At 68.8% G+C, this 25,869-nt stretch carries 23 protein-coding genes; 15 read left to right on the top strand and 8 right to left on the bottom strand.

Annotation, left to right across the window (positions count from 1 at the left end; translation table 11 throughout):
• The first annotated feature begins 40 nt into the window (after window positions 1–40).
• Window positions 41–3,904: a hypothetical protein gene (locus R8G01_16680; GenBank protein MDW3215638.1), complete on the top strand. Its 3,864-nt coding sequence runs from the start codon at window positions 41–43 to the stop codon at window positions 3,902–3,904.
• Window positions 3,905–4,101: 197 nt separating this feature from the next.
• Here R8G01_16680 and R8G01_16675 read toward each other — a convergent pair whose 3' ends face one another.
• A complete protein-coding gene (locus R8G01_16675) occupies window positions 4,102–5,067 on the bottom strand; it encodes an AraC family transcriptional regulator ligand-binding domain-containing protein (protein ID MDW3215637.1) in 966 nt (321 codons plus the stop codon).
• 158 nt (window positions 5,068–5,225) lie between these two features.
• Here R8G01_16675 and R8G01_16670 point away from each other — a divergent pair, with 158 nt between their 5' ends.
• The 4 genes from R8G01_16670 to R8G01_16655 all read left to right on the top strand — a co-directional run bounded on the left by R8G01_16670 (window position 5,226) and on the right by R8G01_16655 (window position 9,788).
• Window positions 5,226–5,969 carry a DUF4386 domain-containing protein gene (locus R8G01_16670; protein ID MDW3215636.1) on the top strand — a complete coding sequence of 248 codons (744 nt, stop codon included), beginning with the start codon at window positions 5,226–5,228 and terminating at the stop codon, window positions 5,967–5,969.
• Window positions 5,970–5,987: 18 nt separating this feature from the next.
• A complete protein-coding gene (locus R8G01_16665; protein MDW3215635.1) occupies window positions 5,988–7,106 on the top strand; it encodes an NAD(P)-dependent alcohol dehydrogenase in 1,119 nt (372 codons plus the stop codon).
• Between the two features lie 253 nt (window positions 7,107–7,359).
• Complete coding sequence (locus R8G01_16660) at window positions 7,360–9,474, top strand: hypothetical protein (protein ID MDW3215634.1); 2,115 nt, start codon at window positions 7,360–7,362, stop codon at window positions 9,472–9,474.
• An 80-nt stretch (window positions 9,475–9,554) separates the two neighbouring features.
• Entirely contained in the window at window positions 9,555–9,788 is a 234-nt protein-coding gene (locus tag R8G01_16655; protein MDW3215633.1) for a HigA family addiction module antitoxin, read from the top strand.
• 192 nt (window positions 9,789–9,980) lie between these two features.
• On the opposite strand, the gene R8G01_16650 is transcribed toward R8G01_16655, so the two are convergent.
• Genes R8G01_16650 through R8G01_16640 form a run of 3 tightly spaced genes read right to left on the bottom strand, consistent with a single transcriptional unit; the run spans window position 9,981 to window position 11,614 of the window.
• Window positions 9,981–10,118: a hypothetical protein gene (locus tag R8G01_16650; protein MDW3215632.1), complete on the bottom strand. Its 138-nt coding sequence runs from the start codon at window positions 10,116–10,118 to the stop codon at window positions 9,981–9,983.
• A gap of 12 nt (window positions 10,119–10,130) precedes the next feature.
• On the bottom strand, window positions 10,131–10,868 hold the full coding sequence (locus tag R8G01_16645) for a hypothetical protein (protein ID MDW3215631.1): 738 nt from the start codon (window positions 10,866–10,868) through the stop codon (window positions 10,131–10,133).
• On the bottom strand, window positions 10,865–11,614 hold the full coding sequence (locus R8G01_16640) for an ATP-binding cassette domain-containing protein (protein MDW3215630.1): 750 nt from the start codon (window positions 11,612–11,614) through the stop codon (window positions 10,865–10,867). The genes R8G01_16645 and R8G01_16640 overlap by 4 nt, the downstream gene beginning before the upstream one ends.
• 131 nt (window positions 11,615–11,745) lie before the next feature.
• Between R8G01_16640 and R8G01_16635 the strand changes: the two genes are divergently transcribed.
• Window positions 11,746–12,888 carry a histidine kinase gene (locus R8G01_16635; protein MDW3215629.1) on the top strand — a complete coding sequence of 381 codons (1,143 nt, stop codon included), beginning with the start codon at window positions 11,746–11,748 and terminating at the stop codon, window positions 12,886–12,888.
• Window positions 12,885–13,538: a response regulator transcription factor gene (locus R8G01_16630; GenBank protein ID MDW3215628.1), complete on the top strand. Its 654-nt coding sequence runs from the start codon at window positions 12,885–12,887 to the stop codon at window positions 13,536–13,538. Before R8G01_16635 ends, R8G01_16630 begins: the two co-directional genes overlap by 4 nt.
• 27 nt (window positions 13,539–13,565) lie before the next feature.
• Here R8G01_16630 and R8G01_16625 read toward each other — a convergent pair whose 3' ends face one another.
• Window positions 13,566–14,138 (bottom strand): TetR/AcrR family transcriptional regulator, encoded by a 573-nt coding sequence (locus R8G01_16625; protein ID MDW3215627.1) that lies wholly within the window; start codon window positions 14,136–14,138, stop codon window positions 13,566–13,568.
• A gap of 55 nt (window positions 14,139–14,193) precedes the next feature.
• Between R8G01_16625 and R8G01_16620 the strand changes: the two genes are divergently transcribed.
• The 6 genes from R8G01_16620 (at window position 14,194) to R8G01_16595 (ending at window position 18,586) form a co-directional block, all read left to right on the top strand.
• A complete protein-coding gene (locus R8G01_16620) occupies window positions 14,194–15,177 on the top strand; it encodes an ATP-binding cassette domain-containing protein (GenBank protein ID MDW3215626.1) in 984 nt (327 codons plus the stop codon).
• Window positions 15,174–15,953: an ABC transporter permease gene (locus R8G01_16615; protein MDW3215625.1), complete on the top strand. Its 780-nt coding sequence runs from the start codon at window positions 15,174–15,176 to the stop codon at window positions 15,951–15,953. Before R8G01_16620 ends, R8G01_16615 begins: the two co-directional genes overlap by 4 nt.
• Window positions 15,950–16,717 (top strand): ABC transporter permease, encoded by a 768-nt coding sequence (locus R8G01_16610; GenBank protein ID MDW3215624.1) that lies wholly within the window; start codon window positions 15,950–15,952, stop codon window positions 16,715–16,717. The genes R8G01_16615 and R8G01_16610 overlap by 4 nt, the downstream gene beginning before the upstream one ends.
• Entirely contained in the window at window positions 16,714–17,175 is a 462-nt protein-coding gene (locus tag R8G01_16605; protein MDW3215623.1) for a nitroreductase family deazaflavin-dependent oxidoreductase, read from the top strand. The genes R8G01_16610 and R8G01_16605 overlap by 4 nt, the downstream gene beginning before the upstream one ends.
• Window positions 17,176–17,344: 169 nt before the next feature.
• The gene (locus R8G01_16600) at window positions 17,345–17,617 is read left to right on the top strand and encodes a Rho termination factor N-terminal domain-containing protein (GenBank protein MDW3215622.1); all 273 of its coding nucleotides are present in this window, start codon (window positions 17,345–17,347) and stop codon (window positions 17,615–17,617) included.
• A 12-nt stretch (window positions 17,618–17,629) separates the two neighbouring features.
• On the top strand, window positions 17,630–18,586 hold the full coding sequence (locus R8G01_16595; GenBank protein MDW3215621.1) for a Ku protein: 957 nt from the start codon (window positions 17,630–17,632) through the stop codon (window positions 18,584–18,586).
• 231 nt (window positions 18,587–18,817) lie between these two features.
• On the opposite strand, the gene R8G01_16590 is transcribed toward R8G01_16595, so the two are convergent.
• Both R8G01_16590 and R8G01_16585 read right to left on the bottom strand, forming a co-directional pair.
• On the bottom strand, window positions 18,818–21,208 hold the full coding sequence (locus tag R8G01_16590) for a M23 family metallopeptidase (GenBank protein MDW3215620.1): 2,391 nt from the start codon (window positions 21,206–21,208) through the stop codon (window positions 18,818–18,820).
• Entirely contained in the window at window positions 21,181–21,393 is a 213-nt protein-coding gene (locus R8G01_16585; protein MDW3215619.1) for a hypothetical protein, read from the bottom strand. Before R8G01_16585 ends, R8G01_16590 begins: the two co-directional genes overlap by 28 nt.
• A gap of 109 nt (window positions 21,394–21,502) precedes the next feature.
• Between R8G01_16585 and R8G01_16580 the strand changes: the two genes are divergently transcribed.
• Window positions 21,503–22,654 (top strand): trypsin-like peptidase domain-containing protein, encoded by a 1,152-nt coding sequence (locus R8G01_16580; GenBank protein ID MDW3215618.1) that lies wholly within the window; start codon window positions 21,503–21,505, stop codon window positions 22,652–22,654.
• 140 nt (window positions 22,655–22,794) lie between these two features.
• Window positions 22,795–24,198, top strand: a complete 1,404-nt coding sequence (locus R8G01_16575) for a lipase maturation factor family protein (GenBank protein ID MDW3215617.1) — start codon at window positions 22,795–22,797, stop codon at window positions 24,196–24,198.
• Between the two features lie 97 nt (window positions 24,199–24,295).
• On the opposite strand, the gene R8G01_16570 is transcribed toward R8G01_16575, so the two are convergent.
• Window positions 24,296–25,711 carry a peptidoglycan-binding protein gene (locus tag R8G01_16570; protein ID MDW3215616.1) on the bottom strand — a complete coding sequence of 472 codons (1,416 nt, stop codon included), beginning with the start codon at window positions 25,709–25,711 and terminating at the stop codon, window positions 24,296–24,298.
• Window positions 25,712–25,869: the final 158 nt, after the last annotated feature.

Here is a 25,869-nt window from a genome sequence, read left to right as displayed (position 1 = left end):
CCTCCCTGACTGTGCCGGAGCCGTGGCCTTCACTGGGATCATGCACTGGCTGATCCACACGTTCCGGGCGCTCCGATCGCGCAACGCCGCGCTCGCGATCGCCGCCGTCACGGTGCCGATCGTTGCCGTCGTCGCACTCGCCGTCGTCGTCGTGGGCCAGTTCGGGGGCGAACCGGTCGATGCAGCACCCGACCCCACCTCGACCGACTACACCGATGCCGTGCTCGCCCGGGTCGGGGCCGCTCCCGACGAGTTCGTCGACGACCTGGTCGACGGCCTCGTTCCGTTCGAGTTGTCGGATGACGAACGCGCCGATGCGATCTCGAGGATCGCGACTGCTCTCGGCACCGACGACAGCTCGCCGGCAGCGATCGCCGACGCGCTCATCCGGCGCCTCGGACCGGCAGCAACCGATGCTGCGACCACCGATGAACTCGTCGCGTTGCTCGTCGCCGAGATCGACCCCGGCGGCGCGATCGATTCGGTCGACGCGCTCGTCCCCGCCATCGACGCATGGGCGTCGTCGACCAGCCCACACGTGCTGCGGATCACGGCCGGCGCCGGTAGCGGGATCCTGTCCGGGCTCGAAGCGATGTCGTACGAGGACGCGGTGCTGGCGCTCGACGAGCTCGGGTCGAGCATGCAGGTGCTCGAGGTCGGGCTGGGCGGCATCGAGGGACTCGACCCGCTCGACGTGCCCGGCGTCGCCTGGACCGCCGACGACGACGCGCGCACGATCACGTTCACCGGCGCCACCGACGGGCTCGCCGGCCGCGCGGACGCGTTCGTCATCGCCCGGTGGAACGGCGAACCGACCGCCACCCTGCTGGGGGGACTGCGTCTCGCGAACTGGCGGCTCGCCGACGCCGGTTTCTCCGGCGACCTCGGCGAGACCCGCCTCCCCTCCACGACGTTCCTGCTCGCCGACCGCCCGGCCCGCCTCACGAGCGGAACGGTCGGGCGGGCAGCATGGGCGAGCGTGTCGGTCGACCTCGCCTCCGGGTCCGCAGTCGACGTCGAGGCCGGCGTCACCGCGCTCACCCGCATCGACAGCAGCGACCTCCCCGACACCGTGTCCGGGTTCGTCGACACGAACCTCGGATCCCGATTCGGTGTGCGCGCCACGTTCGGCAGTGGATTCGGCGTCGTCGACGGCTCGGCAGCTCCGTCCACCGCGACCCTCGCGGTCGAGGTCCCGGGGCTCGATCCGCCCGCGCTGCCCGAGTGGATCGAACCCTCGGACGACCTCCCGTGGGTTCTCACGCTGTCGCGAACCGACGGCGACGGATTGACGATCGGGCTCGCCGGTGGTCTCGATGCCGAACTCGACGGACGCCGACGTCAGTTCGCAGGCCGGTTCGAGATCGCCGATGGCGACGAGTCGACATCAGGGCGGCTCGTCGCCGAGCTGCGCGAGCCGTGGCGATCGCCGTTCGGTGTCGGATGGCTCGACCTCGACACGGCGACGATGACGATCGATGTCGCACCCGGTGCGAGCGTCGCCCGCTTCGAGTCCACGGTCACGGTCGCGGGCCGCACCGCCGACCTCACGTTCGAGGTCGCCGACGGTGACACGGCATCGGTGCGGCTCCTCGCCGCGACCGAGGAGCTCACTGCGGCCGACGCGATCGACCTGCTGACCAGGGCGACCGGGGCCGCAGCCCCGGCGGCGGTGCCGGACATGCGGATCGACGACGTACTGATCGACATCCGCATCGACCAGGGCACGACGGTGGCCATCGGCGGGCGGGCCACCGTGGCCGGGCAGGTCGCCGACGTGCTCGCCGGTGTCGAGTCGGTCGGCGCCGGTTCGTCCGGCGTCGTACTCGGTGTCGCGCTCGACTCGTGGCGTCTCGCCGATGCCGTACCCGCCGTCGACGGCACCCTCCTCGACGAGTTGGTCTTTCCGCCATCGGCACTCGTCCTCAGCTCGATGGAAGGATCCATCGAACCGGACGCGTTGTCCGAACCCGCCCGACGGTTCTTCGGCGCGATCGACTCGTCAGGACCACTGCGACTCGCGCCCGGTGTGTCACTGTTCGGCTCGCTCGACCTGCGCGACACCGCGCTCGAAGCTCCACTCGCCGCGATCGGGTTCGACGACGGGCAGTTCCCGGTGGTCGGCACGATCCCGGGCTCCGCAATCGGTCTCGGCGGCAGCTCGTCGGGTTCGGCACTGAGGGATCTCACGCTCTCCGTCCGGCTCCCGGAGGTCACTCCGGTGGATGCTCCCGACTGGTACCGCGGCGGACGACTGTCGCTCGTGGCCAGCGGCGCCCCGTCGTTGGGACTCGAAGGCGAGATGACCGTCCACGTCGACGGGGAGGATCTGCAATTCGTCGTCGGCGCCGAGTTCGCACGGGTCACGACGGGCGTCGAACTCGCACTGTTCGGTCAGCTCGGCACCGACCGTCCATGGGAGTCGCCGTTCGGGGTCGAGTGGCTCACCGTCAACGACGCTGCGCTGCTCCTCACCGTCGACCCGATCGGCACGGTCGGACTCGGCTTCGGCGGCTCGGTCGTGCTCGGCGACCAGGACGTCGAGATCGCGATGTTCACCGAGCTGACCGCCGGCGTGCCGACCAACTTCGCCGTGCAAGGCGCCAGCGCCGAGGGGCTCGCCTTCTCCGACCTGATCGCGATCCAGAGCCAGATGGCCGCGGCCTCGGGCGGGCAACCGGCAGCGCTCACCGACTACCCCGACCTCGCCATCCGCGACGCCGAGATCCGGTTCGCTCCGCAGCCGGTCGAACGCCTCGGCATCGAAGCCGGCTTCGCGCTCGTCGGCGACGTCTGGATCGAGTCCGGAGCGGCACCGATCGCGGCCCTCGACTTCCGACTCGACGCAAGCGGTCTGACCGCCGTCGGTTCGCTCCAGGGCTACGACCTCGGACCGATCGCATGGAGCGACATCGCCCTCGATCTCGCCCTCACCGCCGACGACCAGTACTTCCGCTTCGATGGTGAGGCCCGCCTGTTCGGCCTGCGCGGCCGTGCATCGATCGATCTCGACACCGACAGCGTGTTCTTCGACAGCCGACAGGTGCTCGACGACATCGCCCGCGCCGTGGAGCTGTTCGAACAACTGGTCGACGACCCGGTCGGCACGCTGACCCGAATCGACGAAGTCTTCGACGCTGCCGGTGTTCCGACGCCGCCGTGGGTCGGTGAGCTGCTCGACGAGATCGAACCGCTGATCGAGTCGGGCACGGCACTCACCGACGACGCGATCGACATCATCCTCAACGGCGGCACGATCCCGCTCGTTGCACTGCCGCCCGGTGGCGACCCGATGATCTGCAGGGCAACAACGCCCGTCCGCGCCTCGGATGGCCGCTGCTACACCACGCCGCCGCTCCCGGCGACCGATGGAGTTCCCGCCGGCGGTGCTGCGATGGCGTGTCCCCGGTTCGCTCCGCTCGCCTCCGGTGGCGACTGCTACACCGTCCGGCCGCTGGGGGAACGCTGCCTCGCCTCGTTCACGTGGCTCGGCAAGACGTACGGGATGCAGCTCCGCAGCGGACGGTGCTACGCGCGCGTCCTCGGCGAATGGCGGCCGTCCGGCGGGCTCGCTCCCACGATCGATCGTGGAACACCAGCCGGCGGGGTGAGCAAGGTGTGTCTGGTCGAGAACCCGATCGAGGTCGGCGGACGCTGCTATTCGGTGCCTCCGACGCCGGCGGTGCCGGGTATCCCTGGAGACGGCGCCGACCTCGGGTGCGGCATCGGCACGAGCGAACAGGACGGTCGCTGCTGGATCATCACCCCGTCGCAGGCAGATGCCGGTCTCGGCGTGACCGGCATCTGCACCCGGTTCGACGTGTCGTGCGACCTCGACGACCTGGTCGCGGACGACCTCGCACGCGCCCTCTTCGACGGAGTGATGGACCGGCTCCGCGACTAGGCGGAGCCTGCGTCGCGCGGCGCGCCGGCCCACTGCGGCCACGTCTCTTCCTCCACTGGGACCGCAAACCCTCCACGAGGTCCCACGGCCTTTCGCTCGTCCTCGGCCGCGGCATCCGACGTGACCGCGGCGGGCTCTCACGCGAGCCTGGGGCGGGACGGCGCAAGCGGTGTCGCGGAACGTCCCGGCCGTGCCGATCAGAGCGTTCGGTCGCGGAAGGCGGCCGGGGTGGTGCCGGTCCAGCGCTTGAAGGCGCGGGTGAACGCGGACTGGTCCGCGAAGCCGGTGAGGAACGCGACGTCGGCGATCGAATGGCTCGTCGTGGTCAGCAGCGACTCCGCGGCGTCGCGGCGGGCTCGAGTGGCGATGGCCTGGAAGGACTCGTCGTGGTCGGCGAGCTGGCGATGGAGGGTGCGTTCGCTGATCGCGAGCCGACGCGCGATCTGCGACTTGCTCGGCTGGCCGTCTGGCAGCGAGTCGGCGATCGCAGCTCGGACGTCGTCGACGATCGAGCGGCGCGCCTTGCGGGCGGTGAGGTCGTCGAGTCGCGACAGCAGGTAGGTGGAGAGACCGTCGTCGGCCAGCAGCGCCCGACGAGCGAGGTGTTCCTCGCTGACATGGATTCCGTTGACCGCGGCCTCGAAGCGCACCGGACTGCCGAAGAACTCGACGTGATGACGATCGGTGCTCGGAGCGGCGTGGTGGAACTCGACGAGCGTCGGCTCCAGCGTGATCCCACCGACGATCCGCAGTACCGAGGTCACGGCGGCGACAGCGCACTCGTTGGCGATCGCAGCACCTCGACGATGGTGCGACCGGCCGACGAGCACGAACGCAGCACCATCTCGTTCGTCGACGAGCTCGTAGCGGAGAGTGTCGCTGAGTACGAGGACGTAGCGAGCCAGACGTTCGAGTGCGGCCCGAAGGGTGGGGGCGGTCTTGATGGCCAGGCCGAGCGCTCCGAGGTCGTCGGGATGCAGCGCCTGCGCGTACCGGAACGGAAACCCGAGATCGTCGGTGCCGGCGATGCGTTCGAGGAGGCCGTAGTAGGTCTCCTCGTCGATCGAATCGCCGACCCAGTCGACACCGGCCGGGTCCGATGACAGCCCGACGCTCTCGAGGAGCTCGTTGCGATCGTGGCGTTCGTCTGCGACGTCGATCATGCGACGCACGACCGGGGTGCCCACCGAGCCCATCGTGGGGTTCTACCACGAACGTCCAATGTCCCGATCGGTCAACGGGTTGGCAGCGAGGGCCAAGACCCGCGGCGGGGGCCATCCGTACCGTCGATGACAACACCGATCAACCGAGAGGACACGCCATGAACACCGTCAACACCATCTCCGCCACGCCTCGCCCGTCGAGGCTCGCCCGCCGGACGGGCCTTGCCTACCTGGGCATCATCGCAACCGGGATCTTCGCCGAATTCGCCGTACGCGGATCGCTCGTCGTCGACGACGACCCGATCGCCACGGCGGAGAACATCGCCGAATCGCCGGGCCTGTTCGGCGTCGGCATCGGCGCCGACGTGGTGATGATCGCGCTCGACGTCGTCGTGGCGTTCGGACTGCTCGGTCTGCTGCGCCACGTCAACCGGCGGCTCGCCGTCACCGCCACCGTGCTCCGTCTGATCCAGGGGGCCGTGATCGCGGTCAACCTGATCAACCTGGCCCGGGCGCTCGGGTTCGCACGCGATGCCGTCGACGGCAGTGGCACCGTGCTCGCCGGCCCCGCGCAGGACGCGCTCGACGCCGTCGAACGCCACGCCCTCGGCTACGACGCCGGCCTGATCGCGTTCGGGCTGAGCTGCCTCGTCGTCGCATGGCTGCTGCTCGCCGGCGGTCTGGTACCGCGGCTGCTCGCCTGGGGCATGGCGGCGACGGGCGTCATCTACCTCGTCGGTTCGTTCGCAGCACTGTTCGCACCAGGGGCCAGCTCGGTCATCGAACCGTTCTACGCCATCTGCCTCGTCGTCGAGCTCGCCTTCGCCATCCGTCTCGTCACCCGTGGACTCACCACCCCGACCCCGACCACCACCAACCGACCCGCCACGGTCGCGGCCTGAACTCAGAAGGAACCGAACATGAACACCGAAATGAACACCACCCGGACACACGACACCAACCACACACAGGACCACACCCACGACAACCACCACGACAACCACCACGACAACGACCACACGCACGCCGTCGCCGATCAGCAGTCGATGTTGGCCGTCGTCCAGGACCGCTATGGCACCGCCGACGCCCTCGAACTCCGCACGATCCCCCGACCCACTCTCGGCGATCACGACGTCCTCGTCCGCGTCGCGACCGCAGGTGTCGACCGCGGCGTCTGGCACCTGATGACCGGACGGCCGTATCTCACCCGGTTGGCGTTCGGGCTCCGACGCCCCCGCAATCCGGTGCCCGGCCTCGACCTCGCCGGCGTCGTCGACACCGTCGGCGCCGCCGTCACCCGCTTCGCCGAGGGCGACCTGGTGTTCGGCACCGGACACGGGACCTTCGCCCAGTACGCGCGAGCATCCGAGGACCACCTCGCCGGCATCCCGACGAACCTCACGATGACCCAGGCCGCAGTACTCGCCGTGACGGGTTCGACCGCGCTCCAAGCCGTCGAGGGCCACGGACGGGTGCGGTCCGGTGACCAGGTGCTCGTGCTCGGCGCCTCCGGCGGGGTCGGCACCTACGCCGTCCAGATCGCCACCGCCCTCGGCGGCATCGTCACCGGCGTCGCGAGCAGCGACAAGCTCGATCTGGTCCGCGAGCTCGGCGCCAGCCGTGTCATCGACTACCGCTCCGACGACCCACTCGCCGAACCACACCGCTACGACGTCATCATCGACACCGGCGGCAACCGACGCCTCCGCGACCTCCGCCGGGCACTCACCCCGACCGGCACGCTCGTCATCGTCGGTGGCGAGAACGGCGGCCGCTGGCTCGGCGGCAGCGACCGCCAGATCCGCGCCAAACTCACCTCACTCGTCACCCGTCGGCGACTGACCACCTTCGTCGCCCGAGAAGACGCCGCCCACCTCGAACGCCTCGCCGACCTCGTCGAGACCGGACACGTCACCCCCGTCGTCGACCGGACCTTCCCACTCACCGACGCGGCCGACGCCATCACCCACCTCGAGCACGGACGGACCCGCGGCAAGATCGCCATCGCCATCGCCATCGACACCACCGAGCAACGATGAACACGACAGATCGGCACGACTCGTCGTACACGCCGGACGACGTGTCGCAACTTCTCGTCGACCATGCGCAGGCCCGCCCCGTGCGCACGAGGACTCCACCGACCATGCTGATCCGAGCCTGTCGATTCGATCAATCACGTCGAACGTGAGCGGGGCGACCGGGTAGCGACGATCTACGGAGTCGCTCTCCGACCATGCTGCTCGGCCGATATTCGGTATTGCGAGCGGAGGCGAGGCGCGAGACTGGAGACCGATGGGCCGGCGAGTGGGGGCGCTGCTGCTCGTCGGAGTGCTCGTCACCGGGTGCAGCGGAGGCGACGGCGCCGGCGAAGCGGCCGACGACACGACGGCCGACGACGTCACCACGTCGACGGCGGAACCCGGCACCGAGCGCGACGCTCCCGACGCCGCCGGCGATCCCGACGCCGACCTCGAATGCGAGCGCCAGGGCTATCCGTGCTCGATCGCTGCGACGTCACCCGAGCTCCTCCGCCGGAGCGACGAGCTGGTCGCGACCGCGAACGAGCGGCTCGACGACGGGGCGTCGTTGACCGAGGTCGCTGACTGGCTGTCCGGCGTCGACGACGTCGCCGAGGTCGAGGGCGACGACGAGGCGATCTGGTTCCGGGTCGCCGGCGCGCACGGGCTCTGGCTGCTCGGTGACGGGCTCGAGGGGTCCCGGGCGGGCGGGGCTGTCGACGACGCCGGTCTCCCGGCCGAGCTCTCCGTACCGGTCTCCGCACGCGCACCGGACCACGTCGTGGCACCGGGCGAGGAGGTCAAACGGGCGCTGGTACTGGCGCCGGTGCTGTACCAGTTCAAGAACACCGACGACGGTCCGGTGGTCGCGAACATCCTGGAGGGCACGCCCGACTACGCCGGCAACGTCGACTACGCCGGCAACGCGACGATGTCGTCGACCGATGTGACGCTGGACGACTTCGAGACATGGCGCGACTACGACATCGTCCACGTCAGTACCCACGGCAAGCGGATATGTGCCCAGGAGCCGTGCCGGGGAATGATGGTCGTCGGCCCGCTCGAGGCGATCCTGCCGCCGGGACCCGGTGAGCAGATCGACAAGATCGCCGGCCTCGACCTCCTGGATCGTCCCGGCGTCGGGATCTCGATCGGCCGGTCGGGCAACGGGTACGTGATCGTCACCGCCGACTTCTTCCGGGCGACGTACCCCGGCGGGTTGCAGGACACCTTCGTCTTCGTCAACGCCTGCCAGACGCTCGGGAGCGGTCAGACCGACCTGGCGGAGGCGATCACCGGCACCAGCAGTGTGTTCGTCGGCTGGAGCGAGATCGTCGGGTCACTCCACGCCCTCGACGCGGCCGCTGCGCTCTACACCGACATGGCCGAGCGAGGCGTGACCGCCGACGTCGCGTTCGCCGAGCTCGACGCGAGCCTGGCTGTCGGTGCGCCCTACCAGGACAACGATCCTCCCGTCCTCGGCATGCGGGACCGCCCGGACGGTGACCACCTGCGCATCCGAGAGGTCGTCGAGCTGCTCCAGCCGGGGACCGACGAACCCCTCGAGTTCGCCGAGGTCCCGATCGACGGCTCGGTCGGCGACGGCGAGCCCGATTCGGTGCCGTATCGGGTGCGCATCGACGGCCACGACGACTTCGAGGCCGCCGCCGCGGTCGTCCACGTGAGCGTCGACGGTGTCGAGGCCGAGCCGCAGGCGGTCGACGCCGGCGTCCCCGACGGCGAGGGGCGCTGGACGATCGACGGCGTCGTCGACCTGGGCTCAGACGTGGCAGCCGAGCGAGACGCCACGTTCCGAGCGTGGGTCGAGCTGCCGGACGGTGGCGAGAGCTTCGACGAGGAGACGGCGTCGCTGATCGGCGAACCGATCATGGGAACTCGGTGGGAGCTCACCGGGACCCACTCCTCGATGTTCACGAACTTGCCGTCGACCCCGTCGATCGAGACGGGGACCCTGATCCTCGTGTTCGAGGAGGGGCAGGACAACGACGAGCCGTACCCGCGGTATGTGCTGGAGGGCGGCACGGTCGACGTGGACAACAACCACACCTACGGCGATTGCACCTTCAGCTCGACGACGTTCACGTACGACGTCGCGCCCGAGGACTTCTACGGCATCGAGTTCGACACGACGTCGAGCCCGGTGAGGTACCGCGGCTACGTGATCACCCAGAGCCCCGAGTTCCCACGGTCCGAGAACTGTGGCGAGGGCTCGACCTCGAGGACTCGCCGTGTGATGACCGCGTGGCTCGACTTCCGGGACGACCCGCAACCGATCACCGACGCGACGACGATCGTCGGCAGCCAGGAGACACAGGACGGCTGCTGCTACGTCCGCCGCTCCGAGTTCACGATCACACGCGTCGATTGACCGTCGAAGTCACCGCGTTCGGTGACATCCCGATCGGACTCAACGCAACGCATCGTCGACTACCACTGAACGGAGACGACATGACCACGTCGACGGTGGAACCCATCCACCCCGGCGAGATCCTGATGCTCGACCATCTCGAACCGCTCGGCGTCACCCAACGCCGGGACGCCGTCGCGATCGGCGTACCACCGCGCCGGGTCAACGAGATCGTGCACGGCAAGCGCAGCACCACCGCTGACACGGCACTGCGGCCCACCCGACACTTCGGTACCAGCGAACGGTTCTGGCTCAACCTCCAGAGCCCACCATGAACTCGAGGTCGAACGCGACCGACTCCCCGGCACGCTCGATCAGATTGAACCTCTCGCCACCGCATCGGACCGCCACCCAAGCCCGTGGCTCACCCAGGGGTCACGAGTGGTCAACACCGGATGGCGGCAGCTGCGCACGACGAGCGAGAATCACCAAGTCAACGCACGTTTCCCAGGTCAGAACGCGACGTGTCAGCCGAGCGCGGCACTCAAGAAGTGGAGCGACGCGAGGGCCACGACCACCAACACGACGACGATGGCGATGCGTGCGCTGCGTCGTGACCGAGGGGTCGGATCTTCGATATCGGCGGGATGGGTGGGGATGTCCACGATGCCTCCTGATCAGATGATGTCGCGATGGGTGAACGTGGTTCGTGCGGTCAGCACGAGAGCGACGACGACGGCAGCGAGCGTCGCGGCGGCGGCAACCGGTGACGTGAGCGCACCCGCTCCTGGCGCGGCGATCGCTCGGGCCAGTGAGCCGGGCGCGAACCGCCCGACGTCCGGCGCACCGGCGCGGAGCAGGTTCTCGATGAAGAGGACCCAGATCAGCAGCCCCACGACGACGGGAACCTGGTTGCGTACGACGGTCCCGAGCGCGAGCCCTCCCGCAGCGAACAACACGCCTCCGACGCTCGCCCCGACGACGAGTCGCGTCACGTCACCCGCGTCGAGCGCGAACCGGAGGCCTCGCGCGTCGAGCAGGAGCGCTGCGAGGCCCGTCGCGTAGGCGGCGGCGCACGCGGCGAGCGTGGCGCCGATCACCGCCTGCGTGACGAGCTTCGCCGACACGATCGCCGTGCGGTCGGGCTGCTTGAGCAGCGTCGGGCGGATGGTCCCATGGCGGAACTCGGTGGTGATCGCGAGCGAGCCGGAGATCGCCGCGAAGACCAGACCCATCGTGACGCCGATGTCGGTGAGGATCGATTGCTGTTCCGACGCTTCGTCCACGAAGGCTGCATCGAAGCTGAGGAAGTGAACGACGGCGGCGAGGGTGACGATGCCGGCCAACGCCGCCGCCAGCCACCACGTGGTGCGGGTCGAGGTGAGCTTCAACCGCTCGGCGGTCAGCGCGCTCATCGATCTGCTCCAGCGGTCGTGGTCACGAGGTCGAGGTACACGGCCTCGAGGTCGTAGCCGGGGTGCACGAGGTCCGCGAGCGGGGCGTCGGCGATGAGCCGGCCCTGGTCGATGATCAGCACGTGGTCGACGGTGTGCTGCGCCTCGGCGAGCAGGTGGCTCGACATCAGGACGGCGCCGCCGCCGTCGGCGAACCCGCGCATCAGATCACGCATCCATCTCACACCGACCGGGTCCAGCCCGTTGGTCGGTTCGTCGAGAACGAGCAGTCCGGGTGCACCCAGCAGAGCGGTGGCGAGACCCAGTCGTTGGCGCATCCCGAGGGAGTAGCGGCCGACCTGGCGGTCAGCCGCCGCCCGCAGGCCGACGGTGTCGAGCAGTTCGTCGACACGACCGTCACCGACGTCACAGAGGCGGGCCAACACCCGGAGGTGATCGCGACCACTGCGCGCCGGATGGAAGTCGTTGGCCTCGAGCACGGCGCCGACGTGACGGGAGGGATCGTCGAGCTCGTGCGGCGGGTGGCCGTCGATGCGGACCTCGCCCGACGTCGGCGTGGCGAGACCGAGCAGGATCCGGAGCGTCGTGGTCTTACCGGCACCGTTGGGGCCGAGGACTCCCGTGATCGTGCCGGGGTGGACGCGGAACGTGACGTCGTCGACCACGGCCGTCGAGCCGTATCGCTTGGTCAGATTGCGCGCTTCGGCTGCCGGTTCGGATGAGAGCGTGGGATGGTGATCGGACACATCGGCGACGGTACGGAACGATCGCCGAGCTCGAATCCGTGCACGGGATGAACGTGTGGTCGTCACGGCGTCGAGGCGCCTCCTCGCGTGGGGGGAGGCGACGGGCCTCGGGCGACTCGTACGCTGGCGCCATGAGTTCCGGTCGGATGTGGCGGTCAGGGCGGGTGCACGACGCGCTGATCGTGATCGCAACCGGGATCACGACCGCTGTGTTCGTGTGGAACGGTGAGATCGCGGTGACCAGCCCCGCTCCGCGACCGCCGTCGTGGTACGCGATCGCGCTCGCTGGGCTCGGCGCCCTCCCGTTGCTCGTCCGCCGGTCTCGACCGTGGGCCGCGTTCGCCCTCTCGACGATCGCGCTCGCCGCACTGGCAGTGGTCGATGCGCCCGTCGGGGTGGCGATCGCACCCGGTGTCGCGCTGTACTCGGTCGCGGCACGACGTTCGTCGCTCGACCGGCCGCTTCGCCTCGCCGCCGCCGTCACCGTCGGGATGGCCGGCTACCTGGCCGCGTGTGCGATCTCGGCTGGCGTCGCGCCGTGGTCCGAACTGCTCCACACCGTGCTGCTGTGGAGCGCGAGCTGGCTCGCCGGTGAGCGGGCTCGGTTGCAGCGCGAGCAGATGGACGAGTTGCGTCGGGACGCCGTTCGGGAGCGAGCACTCGCCGCCGCCGAGGAGCGGATGAGGATCGCCCGCGATCTCCACGATGCGACCGGCCACGCCATCAACGTCATCGCCGTACACGCAGGGGCAGCACGTCTCCGCCTCGGGGAGGATCCCGACCGAACCCTCCAGGCGCTGACCACCATCGAGGACCTGGCGCGACGCACGGTCGCGGAGCTCGACCACATGGTCACCGGTCTGCGAGCCGACGACGATGCCACGCCGGCATCGCTCAGTGCGCTGCCCGCCGTGGTCCAGCAGCACATCGAGGCCGGTCATCGGGTCGAGGTTCGGATCGACGGGGAGCGGACACCACTCCCGACGGCCGTCGATCACGCCGCCTACCGCATCGTCCAGGAAGGGCTGACGAACGCATCGCGGCACGGCACCGGATCCGCCTGCGTCGTGTTCGAGTACACCCCGGAGAGCCTCGAGGTCACGATCACCAACCCCACCGCAGCGAAGGCGCGCGCTGCGGCGCGTACCGGTCACGGACTGATCGGTATCGACGAACGGGTCGGCCTGCTCGGTGGAAACGTCGACGCACGGTTGCAGGACGGAATCTTCGTGCTGAGGGCGACGCTCCCGCTCGACGGCCGGGTGGCACCGTGATCAGGGTGCTCGTCGTCGACGACGATCATCTCATGCGCGTCGGCTTGATCGAGGTCCTCGGCGGTGACCCCGAACTCGACATCGTCGGGCATGCCGACTCGGGGGTACGGGCCGTCGAGCTCGCCCGGTTGACCCGACCCGACATCGTGCTGATGGACGTCCGTATGCCCAACGGTGACGGAATCGCTGCGACGAAGTCGATCACGGCCGAGCTGACCGATACCCGAGTGGTCGTCCTGACGACCTTCGACCACGACGAGTACGTCTTCGATGCCCTCGGAGCCGGGGCTTCCGGCTTCATGCTCAAGCGCGCCCGACCCGAGGAGTTGCTCGACGCGGTACACCTCGTCGCGAGCGGCGATGCCGTGCTCGCCCCCGCCGTCACCCGACGTGTCATCGAACAACTCGGCCGGCGACCGCGTACGACCACTCCGGCCGCGCTCGATGTGCTCACCGGCCGCGAACACGACGTCTTCCGACTGATCGCGACCGGCATGACCAATTCGGAGATCGGGGCCGCGCTCTTCATCGAGGAATCGACGGTGCGGACCCACGTCAAACACCTCTTTCGGAAACTCCAGCTGCGCGACCGCGTCCACGCCGTCATCTACGCCTACGAGCACGGGGTCGTGGACCTCCCCACATCGTGAGCGTTTCGACCGGGGCGAGTGGCGCAATCAGTCGGAATCGGTCACGACGCGCGTCGCGATCGCGGTGACGTCGGCGATGGTCTCGTCGCTGTCGAGTGATGCCGAGCGCAGGTAGCGCGACACGACCTGCATGAGGATGGCGCCCATCAGCGCGCTGGTGACGTCGGCGAGATCACCTTCGGGGAACTCACCGGCCTCCATGCCGTCGCTGACGATCTGTCGCAAGGGTGCTGCGATCGAGATCTCGTTGGCCTCGAGGGCATCACGCATCCGTCCGGCGCTCCCCATGGCGCCGAGGAGCGCCGGACACAGTTCGGGGTGCTCGCCGAGGAAGCGGACGAGTCCTGACACGGTCACACGGAGGCGCTCGGCCGGTGAATCGCCGGTCGCGGCGTCGATGATCTCCGCACCGCGACGGATGTGCTCGGCGAGCACGAACGACAGCAGGTCGTCGCGACCGGAGAAGTAGTAGTAGAGCGTCGCGCGAGCGACCCCGATCCGTTCGGCGATGTCGTCGAACCGTGCCGGCGGCGAGGTGGCGAGGATCAGCTCACTGGCGCCGAGCAGCCGCTCGGCGAGGTCAGCGGGCGGCGTCTTCACGGAATTCGATGCTACCGGGTTGCGCCGACGGCGGTTTGTACTACAGTACAAACCTATGTATGAACCATCATCCGAAACATCGGCGGCCGGTGCCGGTTCGATCGTCGCGAACGATCTCACCAAGCGATTCGGACAGCGCACCGTCGTCGACGGCCTCTCGTTCGAGGTCCGCCCCGGCGAGATCTTCGGCGTGCTCGGCCGCAACGGGTCCGGCAAGTCGACGACCGTTCGCATGCTCACCACCCTCCTCGCCCCGTCGAGCGGCAGCGCCACCGTCGCCGGGTTCGACGTCGTCGCCCAACCCCGACGCGTCCGATCCTCGATCGGCGTCACGCTGCAGGACGCCACCGTCGATCCGAACATGACCGGTCGCCAACACCTTCGCCTCGTCGGTCGATTGCTGGGCAACCGTTCGGCCGCCGTCGGCCGTCGCAGTGACGAGTTGCTCGAACAGTTCGGTCTGAGCGCCGCCGCTGACCGTCCGATCCATTCCTACTCGGGCGGCATGCAGCGCCGGCTCGACATCGCCACGGCGTTGTTCGACGAACCACCGGTGCTGTTCCTCGACGAGCCGACGACCGGGCTCGATCCACAGAGCCGTCGCGCATTGTGGACCCAGATCCGCGACCTGCAGGCACGGGGGACGACCCTGTTCCTGACGACGCAGTACCTCGAAGAGGCCGACCAGTTGGCCGACCGGATCGTCGTCCTCGATGCCGGCACGATCATCGCCGAGGGCTCACCCGCCGACCTGAAACACACCCACGGCCACCGGACGATCACGATCCGAGGCGACCACGCCGACGCGCTCGGCGGTCTACCGCCGGGGCTGAGCGTCACCAGCGCCGGCGACAGGACGACGATCGAGGGGTCGGCGGCAGCCGACGTCGAGGTCGCCCTGGTCGCGATCCGAGACGCCGTCGGCCACCTCGACGGGCTCACCGTCTCGGAGACCTCGCTCGAAGACGTCTTCATCCAACTCACCGGGCACGACATCAACACGCCCGATCGGGCGTCCGACGCGGGCGTCGCAGCGTGAGTACCGCGAGCGCCTCGTTCGCCGTCTTCGGTCGGGCGACCCGGGAGGGGCGCGCCGACCCAGGACCCGCCTTCGTCCTTCCGACACTCCCGCCCCTGCTGCTCATCGTGGCGATGACGTCGCTGTTCGGCGATCTCGCCGGGGTGTTCGACCTCGGTGGCCGTTCGTTCCCCGAGCACTTCGTACCCTCCGCCCTCATCATCTCCGCCATCGCCGGCGCCGGATCGACGTCGGCGCAGGTCGCGCACGACTTCCGGTCGGGGCTGATCGATCGGCTCCGGCTCGGATCGCCGAGCCTCCTCCCGCTCCTGATCGGCCGCTTCGCGTTCGAGGCGGTGCGAATCCTGCCGGGCTTCGCGATCCTGGTCGGGGTGGGGCTCGCATTCGGCGGCGCCGCCGACAACGGGCTCGCCGGGGTCGCCGTCTCGGCCGTGTTGGCCATGCTGCTGTCGATGACGCTGGCCGGCGTCTTCCACACCGTGGCGATCCTCACCCGAGATCCGCAGACACCGCTCAACCTGAATCCGCTCGGCACCATCTTCGCCTTCCTCTCGAGCGCGTTCGTGCCGAGGGCACAGCTGCCCGGCTGGGCGGATGCCGTCGCCGCCGTGAACCCGATCACCGCGTTCGCCGACGCCAGTCGCGCCGCGATGATCGGCGACCTCACGTCCGGCCGAGTGGCGTGGGGGCTCGGCGTCGGTTGCGTCCTCGCCCTGGCATCCCTCGCACTCGCCCACTCCACCCTCACCCGAACCCTCCGCAAGGATCACTCATGAGCGCGACCCGTCTGATGTTCGTCCGCACGGCCCACCAAGCAGTCCGCCACCCCGGGGTCGCGTTCGGGCAGTCGATCGCACCGGCCCTGCTGATCGGCACCATCTTCACGGCGTTGTTCGAGTCCGTCGCAGCGTTGCCAGGATTCCCCCTCGATTCCTACGGCGAGTGGGTGCTCCCCGGCACGCTGTTCCTGTCGGCTGTCGTCGGCGCCGGATTCACCGCGGCCGAGCTACTCCGCGACATCGCGTCGGGGTTCATCGACCGCGTCAGGTTGACGCCGGCGCTGCCCGCCTCGCTGGTCGCAGGGAGGGCCGGCTTCGAGGCGGTACGGGGCTCGGTCGCCGCCGTCGTGATACTCGCCGTCGGCATCCTGCGCGGCGCCGCCGACCACGTCACGCTCGGAGGAGCCATCGCGGTCCTCGCGCTGACGACCGGCTTCGCCGTGTCGTGGAACGGGATCTTCTTCCTGACCGCGGTGGTGACGAGGAATCCAGCCGCGGTCCTCGGCCTGCAGCCGCTGTTCTTCCCGATCATGCTCTTCTCGACGTGGTTCGGCCCCCGCACGTTGATGCCGGGATGGTACGCACAGATCTCCGACCTGAACCCGGTCACCGCCTATCTCGACGCGACCAGGTCGATCCTCCGGAACACGCCCGACTGGTCGACGATCGGCGTCGCTGTCGCGTTCGAGCTCGTGCTCGGTGCGGTGACGTACGGCCTCGCCACGCACCGGTTCCGCCGGTCGCTCGAGGCGGCATCGTGAACGCCGGTCCGATCGGTGCTCCGCGCTTCTCGGCCGGGTTACTGGCCTTCAGCCGAATCCCGTTCCGGCTGCTGTCGATCGGTGTGCCGATGGGTCCGCTCGCCCTGCTCGAGACGCAGGGGCGACGCAGCGGCCGGAGCCATCGCGTCCCGGTCGTGCTGCTGCGATCCGGAGAAGAGCGGTGGTTGGTGTCGCCGTTCGGCAACACGTCATGGGTCCTGAACGTCCGGGCCGGCAGCCACGTCCGGCTCGGTCGCGGGCGACGGCTCCGGTCGATCGAATTGACCGAGCTCCCGATCGCCGAGCGGGCACCGCTGCTGCGAATCTTCCGGCGCCGGTTCGGAGCGATTCCGTTCGTCCGGGCCGCATTCGACGCATCCGGTCGCGACAGCATCGACGCGTTCGCCGCTGAAGCCGACCGACACCCGGTGTTCAGGATCACGCGCACGGCCGCATGATCGATCATCACCGACGGTGAGTCGGACTCGGCGGCGCTGTCGGCCGACGGAGTGGACACCCCGTCGTCGCACCGTCACGCCTGATCAGGGTTGGCGGAACCCGTCCGCGGGTATCGACACTCCGGGCGGCTGACCATCCAACAGCATCCGACGAGCCGAGGAGGGCGACATGCCTGGCAAGAAGCGTCCCGGTCCTTCCGTGAAGGATCCGGAACAGTACGAGTCCCTGCGCGACGAGGGGATGAGCAAGGAGAAGGCGGCGCGCATCGCCAACGCGTCTGCGAACGAGGGACGGGGCGAGGTCGGCGGGCGGGGCGGCAAGGCCGAACCCTACGAGGACCGGACCAAGGACGAGCTCATGGATCGCGCACGCGACATCGGCATCGACGGCCGCTCGAAGATGAAGAAGAGCGAACTCATCGACGCGCTCCGCAACCACTGACGCGAGAGCACCATGGCACGACCGATCTGGACCGGGTCGATGACGTTCGGACTCGTCACCGTTCCCGTCGAACTCCACAGCGCCACCCGCGACCTCTCGGTTCGCTTCCACCAGTTCGAGCAGGGGACCTCGTCGCGTATCCGCTATCGACGCGTGAACGAGGACACGGGCGAGGAAGTCGACTACGACGACATCGTCAAGGGGTACGACGTGGGCGGCGGGGAGTACGTGATCGTGAGCCGTGAGGAACTGGAGTCGGTCGAACCCGGTGGTCGGCGCGAGATCGAGATCTCGGCGTTCGTCGACGAGGGCGACATCGATCCGATCCACTTCCAGAAGACGTACTACCTCACCCCTCGCGACGAATCGGCGGCTCGCCCGTACCGCGTGCTGATGGCCGCCATGGAGCAGGCGGGGCGAAGCGCGGTCGCGACGTTCGTCATGCGCACGAAGGAGTACCTCGTCGCGATCCGTCCGGTCGATGGTGTCCTCGCACTGGAGACCATGTTCTTCGAGGACGAGATCCGCGACCCGAGCGAGGAACTCGACGACTACCCCTACGAGGGCGAACTCGCCGACCGCGACGTCGAGATGGCCGAACAGTTGATCGAGGCGATGAGCGCCGACTGGGATCCGTCCGAGTACCACGACCGGTACCGCGAGCGCGTGCTCGAACTGATCGCCGCCAAGCAGCGCGGCGACGAGGTCGTCACCACGACGGAAGAACCCCGCTCGGCAGAGGTCGTCGATCTGATGGCCGTCCTCGAACAATCGGTCGCTGCCGCGCGCGGACGCAGATCCGGCGACCGGTCCACCGACGCGACCGGCCCGGCCCTGTCGTCGATGACCAAGTCGGAGCTGTACGACACCGCGCAGGACCTCGACATCGAGGGCCGCTCGACGATGACGAAAGCCGAACTGATCGACGCGATTCGAGCCACGGCACCGACGGAGCGTGCGGCCTCGTGACCATGGATCGGCTGGCCGGTTGCGAGGGGACGGCCATCGAGCACCGCGGCGGGGGCTGGGAGTGCACCGTCACCGAATGTACGGCTGCGTTGGAACTGCACACGTTGACGATCCGCTGCGAGGAGGTGCACTGCAAGTGCACCATGATCACCGCGGAGCATCGAGAACAACGCGGCCCTACGTGACCACGAACCGATCGTTCACGAAACGACCGATCCCCGACCGACGTCGTCAGATCATCCTGAGGTGGCGACGGTCGACGAGAGCTCGGTCGTCGTCGTGATCGACGTGGTGCTCGTCTGAGGCGTCGAGATCGGCCTGATCGAGTTCCCACGGGTCGACGTAGGTCTCCTCGGCCTCGAGGTCGGGCTTCCACTCGACGGCTTCGTCGTCCCACCATCCGATGGGCAATTCGTCGACGGCGAGACCGTCGGCGTCGGTGCCGAACACGATCGGGTCGCCATTGTCGTCGACGGTGTCGATCGGCATCGGACAGTCCGCCTGATACGAACCGATCATCGCCGCCTGTCCGGTGGCGGTCACGGAGCCATCGTCGCCGATCACCCACTGTGCACCGTCAGGACCTTCGATCGTGAGGTACTCGACTTCCTCGGCCGGAGCCTCGGGGAGGTGTGCCAGACCCTCGATCTGTTCATCGGTGAGTTCGGCGAGCGCCTTCAACACCTCGGCTTCGGCCTCGGCTTGCTCGGCGGGCGACGTGAACTCGGTCGACCACGGACCCAATCCGACCGTGCACTGCTCTCGCTGAATGGCCTCGAGGACCGCCGGGTACGGAGCCATCGGCTCACGCTCGGCGGTGCGGAGCTCGAAGTGGAGATGCGGGATGCCGGCGTTGCCGGTCGAGCCCATGAAGCCGATGATCTGGCCGGCGCGGACGCGGGTGCCGACTTCCAGCGAAGCATGAACCGGACCGGTCTCACTGTTCGACAGGTGGAAGTAGTTGGCGTAGAGGCCGTCGTCGCGGGTGAGCCGCAACCCGTTGCCGGCGATCCCGGACGGGTCGTCGTCGATCATGGTGATCACACCGTCGAACACGGCGCGGATCGGCTGGCCTTCGTAGCCGAGCAGGTCCAAGCCTTCGTGTCGACGGGCGCCGCCGTCGCGTTCGAAGTGCCAGTCGTCGACGAACTCGACCGGACCGAGCACCGGGAACGCGATCGCCGGCACCAATGCCTCGGTGTCGGACGGCAGGTACACCGGCGCACCTTCGGACAGCAGCGAGAAGAATTTCTTCATCCACTTCGCCTGGTACTGGCGGGGCGTCAGCGTGTTGCCGGCTTCGGGGTGCGGGACGGTGTCCCACTCGGCGCCCTGCGGGACGTGACCGATGTACCAGCTGACCGGGATCTTCGACACATCGTTCCCGTGCCGCTTGAGCAGCGCGGTGAACGACTCGTACGCGAACTGGTCCTGGACTTCGGGCGGCGCGAGCACGGCACGGGCGTAGCCGTCGTAGCCGTTCCACGTCGAGTTGATGACCTGGTAGGCACCGGATGCGGTGGAGCCGCGGGCCTGTGCGTCGTACCGGTTGCCACTCTCCAACCAGCGGGTGGTCGCCATGGCGACACCGACGGGCACGCCCTCGGCGTACACGCCGTCGTAGCTCGATGCTCGGAGGCCCGGGTCGTAGGTGTTGATCTCGGCCGGCGTGGTGTCGACCGGGGTCTCCGGGGCGACCGGCTGATCGACGGCCGCCGGTGGTTCGCCGTCGCCCTGCTCGTCGGCGGATTCGACGCGCTGGGCCGGCTCGTCCACGGTGGCGACGTCCGCTGGCTCGTCGTCGCTGGGCGAGATGTTCTCGTCGGGCTCGCCCTCGCCATCGACGGGTTCGTCGACAGGTGCGGGGACCGTGGTGGGCACGGTCGTGTCCGTCGCGGCCTCGGTCGGTTCAGACGCTGGTGCCGCTTCGGATGCATCCGCCGGCGCCGTGGTCGTGGTCGGCGGCGTGGTCGGCGGCGTGGTCGTTGTTGGGGCGGCGGGGTCGACCGACGGTTCGCACGCCGGCTGCTCACCGTCCACAGGCGTGGTGGTCTCGGTGGTCGCAATGGTCGTGGTCGTGGTCGTCGGGGCAGGTTCGTCAGTGGGTTCGCAGGTCGGTTCGGCGGCCTCCGGGGTCGTGGTCGTCGTCGACTCGGTCGGTACCGTCGTCGACGGGCTCGTGGTCGTGGTGATGGCTTCGGCCGGGGGGTCGCCGGCCGATTCCTCACCGGGTGCGGTCGTGGTCGTCGTCGACTCGGTCGGTACCGTCGTCGACGGGCTCGTGGTCGTGGCGGCAGCTTCGGCCGAGGGGTCGCCGGCGGGATCCTCCTCAGGTGCGGTCGTGGTCGTCGTGGATTCGGTCGGTTCGGAAGCCGGTTCCGTCGCCGGATCGGCCTCGCCACCAGCCGACGCCTCGCCCGCGAGGGCCGCGAGCGAGATCATGGCGTCCGCAGCGACGGCCACCGAACCCACCGCGGGCGCAACACCACGGGCCGCAGCGGCCTGCGACACCGCAGAGGCCCCCTTGGCGTGAACACCGGTCGCCACGACCGGTACGACGAGACCGAGCGAAGCCGCGGTGGCGATCGATGCGATCAGGGCTGGTTGACGACGACGAAACATGAGGTTCTCCACGACAGCTGGCGATTGACTATCTGTTCTTCGGTCGCGAAGCGCATTTCATGAACCCCGATCTCGAAGAACTTTTCGTCGACGGCGGAGTGGGTGCCGAGTTCGGGCCCCGTATTGCCGAGAACGAGCCACGAGCCGACCGGCCCTGCGGGCGACACCGGACATCCGATCGCCACCCCCGGCTGGCTGCCCCGCCGTCTCGATGCGCACACTCGGCGAGCGTGCGCCCGTCTCGCACCCGCTCGTCGACGAATGGGCGTCGATCTCCACGGGTAGGCCCCCGACATGGCTCAGCGACACCGGCTTCCCGTTCCCACGCTTCCTCTCGCGGCATTCACACTCGTTCCGCTGCTGGTCGTCGGATGCGACTCCGGTGAGGACACCGCCGACCCCGCTGCGACGATCGAGTCAACGGGCCGAGCGACCACGAGAGCACCGGACTCGTCGAGCGCGGTCGACGAGAGTGTGGCGGCCACCGTCGTCGACGACGATCGGGGAGACGATCTGTCCCCCGCCCGGGGCTTGGGGCTCGTGCCCGAGCTCGTCCGCCGGATCGAGCCGTCGATCGTCGCCGTGAGCGTCAGCTCGACGGCCGGTCCAGGTGGCGAGGGATCGGGTGTCATCATCCGGTCCGACGGTCTCGTCGTCACCAACAACCACGTGGTGGACAACGCCGTGGACGTCGCCGTCGTGCTCGCCGACGGCACGCGGCTGCCCGCGACGATCGAGGCGACCGATGTGTTCACCGACCTGGCGCTCCTGCGGATCGATCGCGACGACCTCCCGGCCGCCGAGCTCGCCGCCGATTACCCCGAGATCGGCGAGCTGGCCGTGGCCCTCGGGAATCCACTCGGCTTCGAGAACACCGTCACCGCCGGGATCATCTCCGGGCTCGGTCGCGCGATCCCTGCGGGCGCAGTGCGTGGCGGTCAGTCGCTCGTCGACCTCGTCCAGACGGATGCGGCGATCTCGCCGGGCAACTCCGGCGGTGCGCTCGTCGACGCCGAAGGGCGAGTGGTCGGGATCAACGTCGCCTACATCCCGCCGGCCGTGGGTGCCGTGAGCCTCGGCTTCGCGATCCCGTCGCCGACGGTGATCGACGTGATCGACGAGCTCCTCGCCGACGGCACGGCCGAACACGCCTACCTCGGGGTGCAGCTGTCGACGGTGACCGACATGATGGCGGACCAGCTGAGCGTGGAGGTCGGCCGCGGGGTCGCCGTGATCGCTGCCGAACCCGGTACACCCGCCCAGCGCGCCGGCCTGGAGCCGGGTGACGTGATCGTCGAAGTCGACGACAACTCGATCGCCGACCTCTCCGGCTTCCTGACGGTGCTCCGCCGATTCGATCCCGGCGACACCGTCGAGCTGTCCGTCGTGCGTGATGGCGAAACGATGACCGTCGACGTCCAACTGACCGAGCGGCCCATCGACTGAGGCGAGGACCCGCCCGCGTGGCGTCGCGGAGCGGATCGCATCATGACGAGCCGAATCGGGTATCCGGTTCCCATGACGCACGATCACACGAACGATCGCGGCGATCGCGACGAATCACCCGACGCCGGAAGGTTCCGCCTGTGGACTGGGTGACGACCGGCGAGTACGACGTCGCTCGGATCGTGCTCCAGCGTGGGGTGGCGCTCACGTACCTGCTCGCCTTCGTGAACGTGCTCGATCAGTTCCGTCCGCTGCTCGGCGAGCAGGGGCTGATGCCCGTGCCGCGCTATCTGGAACGAGTCGACTTTCGCCGAGCTCCGAGCCTGTTCCAGTGGCACTACTCCGATTCGCTGGCGGCGGCGATCGGGTGGACCGGTGTCGTGCTGGCGACGGCGGCGTTGTCCGGCGGCTTCGACGCCGTGCCCGTCTGGGCCGCACTCGTCGGGTGGTTGGTGCTGTGGGCGCTCTATCTGTCGGTGGTCAACGTCGGCCAGACGTTCTACGGCTTCGGATGGGAGTCGCTGCTCCTCGAGGCCGGGCTGTGCGTGGCGTTTCTCGGCAACGCACAGGTCGCCACCCCGATCGTCACGCTGTTCGTGCTGCGGTGGCTGCTGTTCCGCGTCGAATTCGGCGCAGGGATGATCAAGATGCGCGGCGACGCCTGCTGGCGCAACCTCACCTGCCTCGACTACCACCACGAGACCCAACCGATGCCGAGCCCCACCTCGCGCACCTTCCACCTGCTTCCCACGTGGTTCCATCGCATCGAGACCGGCTCCAACCACGTTGCGCAACTCGTGGCGCCCTGGGCGCTGTTCTTCCCGCAGCCGATCGCGGGCATCGGGGCGGCGCTGATCATCGTGACGCAGTGCTACCTGATGCTGTCGGGGAACTACGCATGGCTCAACTTCGTCACCCTGATCCTCGGATTCGCAGCAATTCCCGACAGCTGGTTCGACGCCGTGGGCATCTCGGTCGGCACACAACCGGCGTCGGCGACGTGGTTCGAATGGCTGGCCCTGGCGTTCGCCGTCGGCGTGGTGATCTTGAGTTGGCGACCGCTGCTGAACCTGTTCAGCCCCGATCAGCGGATGAACTTCTCCTACAACCCGTATCACGTGGTCAACTCCTACGGCGCGTTCGGCAGCATCACCCGACACCGGCGCGAGGTGGTCGTCGAAGGCTCCGTCGACGGCGAGACGTGGCAGGCCTACGAGTTCCGTGGCAAACCGACCGACCCGGATCGTCGGCCCGGACAGTTCGCTCCGTACCACCTCCGGCTCGACTGGCTGATGTGGTTCCTCGCGCTGTCGCCGCGCTACGGCAGCGCCTGGTTCGAACGCTTCGTCGATCGGCTGCTGGAGGCTGATCCTGCGACACTGGCCCTGCTCGCCCACGATCCGTTCGACGGTCGACCCCCGACGATGGTGCGGGCGCGGATCGTCGACTACCGCTTCGCTACCCGATCGGAACGGCGCGAGACCGGACACCGCTGGGTCACCGGGGCCTCACGGCCGATGTTGGGCCCCCTCACGGGTGGATGAAGTGCGTGCGGACCCGAGAGCCCGGCCGATCCGGACGGGGTGACCTTCGCCGGGCCGAGCGAGTCGCTCGGCCCGGCGCCTCCCGAGAGGGACCTCGTCAGTCCGTCTCGTGAGAGATCTCGACCACGACCCGGGTCGGGTCCTCCGAGCTGGCCACCCTGAACGGCGCCTCGCTTCGAGTCCCGATGACCCAGGTCATCACACCTTCGAAGTCCACGACGAGGACCGCCTCGCTGATGACGAGCGACTCGTCGAACGTGACACGGTCGGGGCCGGTGTACGTCTCCGATCCCGTCGCCGGGTCGTAGCCGGCGGCCGGCCGCAACACCACCTGGAGCAGGGCGTCGCCATCGACCTCGACCGGTTCGCCCGACGCACCCGCCGGTGCCTCGTCGACGTAGCCGATCTCGTAGCCGACCGTGCCGCTGGCGTCACCGGCGCCGAACGTGAACTCGATCCGGTCGCCGACCTGCCGCGCGGCGGTCGTCACGTCGGAGAGCTGAGCGGTGAGCGTGGCCGTGCCCTCCGCAGACGTGTCGTCGGCCGAGAACTCGCCGCTGGGGAGTGAATCATCGGCCCCGTCGTCGGTCCCGTCATCGGCCCCGTCGTCGATCGGCGAGCTGCCGCCCAGGGCAACGATCGCGTCATGGAGGGCGACGCGATCTTCGGGGTCGACGACACCATCGGCCGGGACCTCATCGGTCGACTCCTGGAACTCCAGGGTCGCCGCCTCGGTGTTCGGGCCATACCAACCATCGACCACGATCTGGCCCGTCGACGAACCCGACAACTGCAACCACGTGTTCAAACGATCCTGCCACCACGCCGCCAACTCGCTGCGCTCACCCCGCTCGATCGGCGGCGCACCAGGATCGGTCTCCAACGCCATGATCGCCTCAGCCAACGCGACGCGATCTTCGGGGTCGACGACACCATCGGCCGGCACCTCATCGGTCGACTCCTGGAACTCCAGGGTCGCCGCCTCGGTGTTCGGGCCATACCAACCATCGACCACGATCTGGCCCGTCGACGAACCCGACAACTGCAACCACGTGTTCAAACGATCCTGCCACCACGCCGCCAACTCGCTGCGCTCACCCCGCTCGATCGGCGGCGCACCAGGATCGGTCTCCAACGCCATGATCGCCTCAGCCAACGCGACGCGATCTTCGGGGTCGACGACACCATCGGCCGGGACCTCATCGGTCGACTCCTGGAACTCCAGGGTCGCCGCCTCGGTGTTCGGGCCATACCAACCATCGACCACGATCTGGCCCGTCGACGAACCCGACAACTGCAACCACGTGTTCAAACGATCCTGCCACCACGCAGCCAACTCGCTGCGCTCACCCCGCTCGATCGGCGGCGCACCAGGATCGGCCTGGGCGACCAGCTGGATCGGACGGTGCGGGAACTCGCCGGCATGAGCGGCAGGTCCGGCCAGGATCGACGAACCGGCGAAGAACGCCGTTGCTGTCAGAGTGGGAATCGTGAGGCGCATCGTGGGCCTCATGCAGATCACTTCCTTTCGTCGTCTGCGTGGGGTGGGAGCGATTCCGAGATCGCTTCGTTGCCTGGAATTTCCCTACCCGGACCACTCGGTCGTCATTCGTCGAGCTGTCCTGCGCACGCTCGGTTCGGTCGAGACGCGTGCGGTCGGTCTCACGGAGG

The organism is Ilumatobacteraceae bacterium (assembly GCA_033344875.1).
Classification (GTDB): domain Bacteria; phylum Actinomycetota; class Acidimicrobiia; order Acidimicrobiales; family Ilumatobacteraceae; genus Ilumatobacter.
The sequence above is the reverse complement of the archived record's forward strand: the minus strand, read 5'-3'. Positions and strand labels throughout refer to the sequence as shown.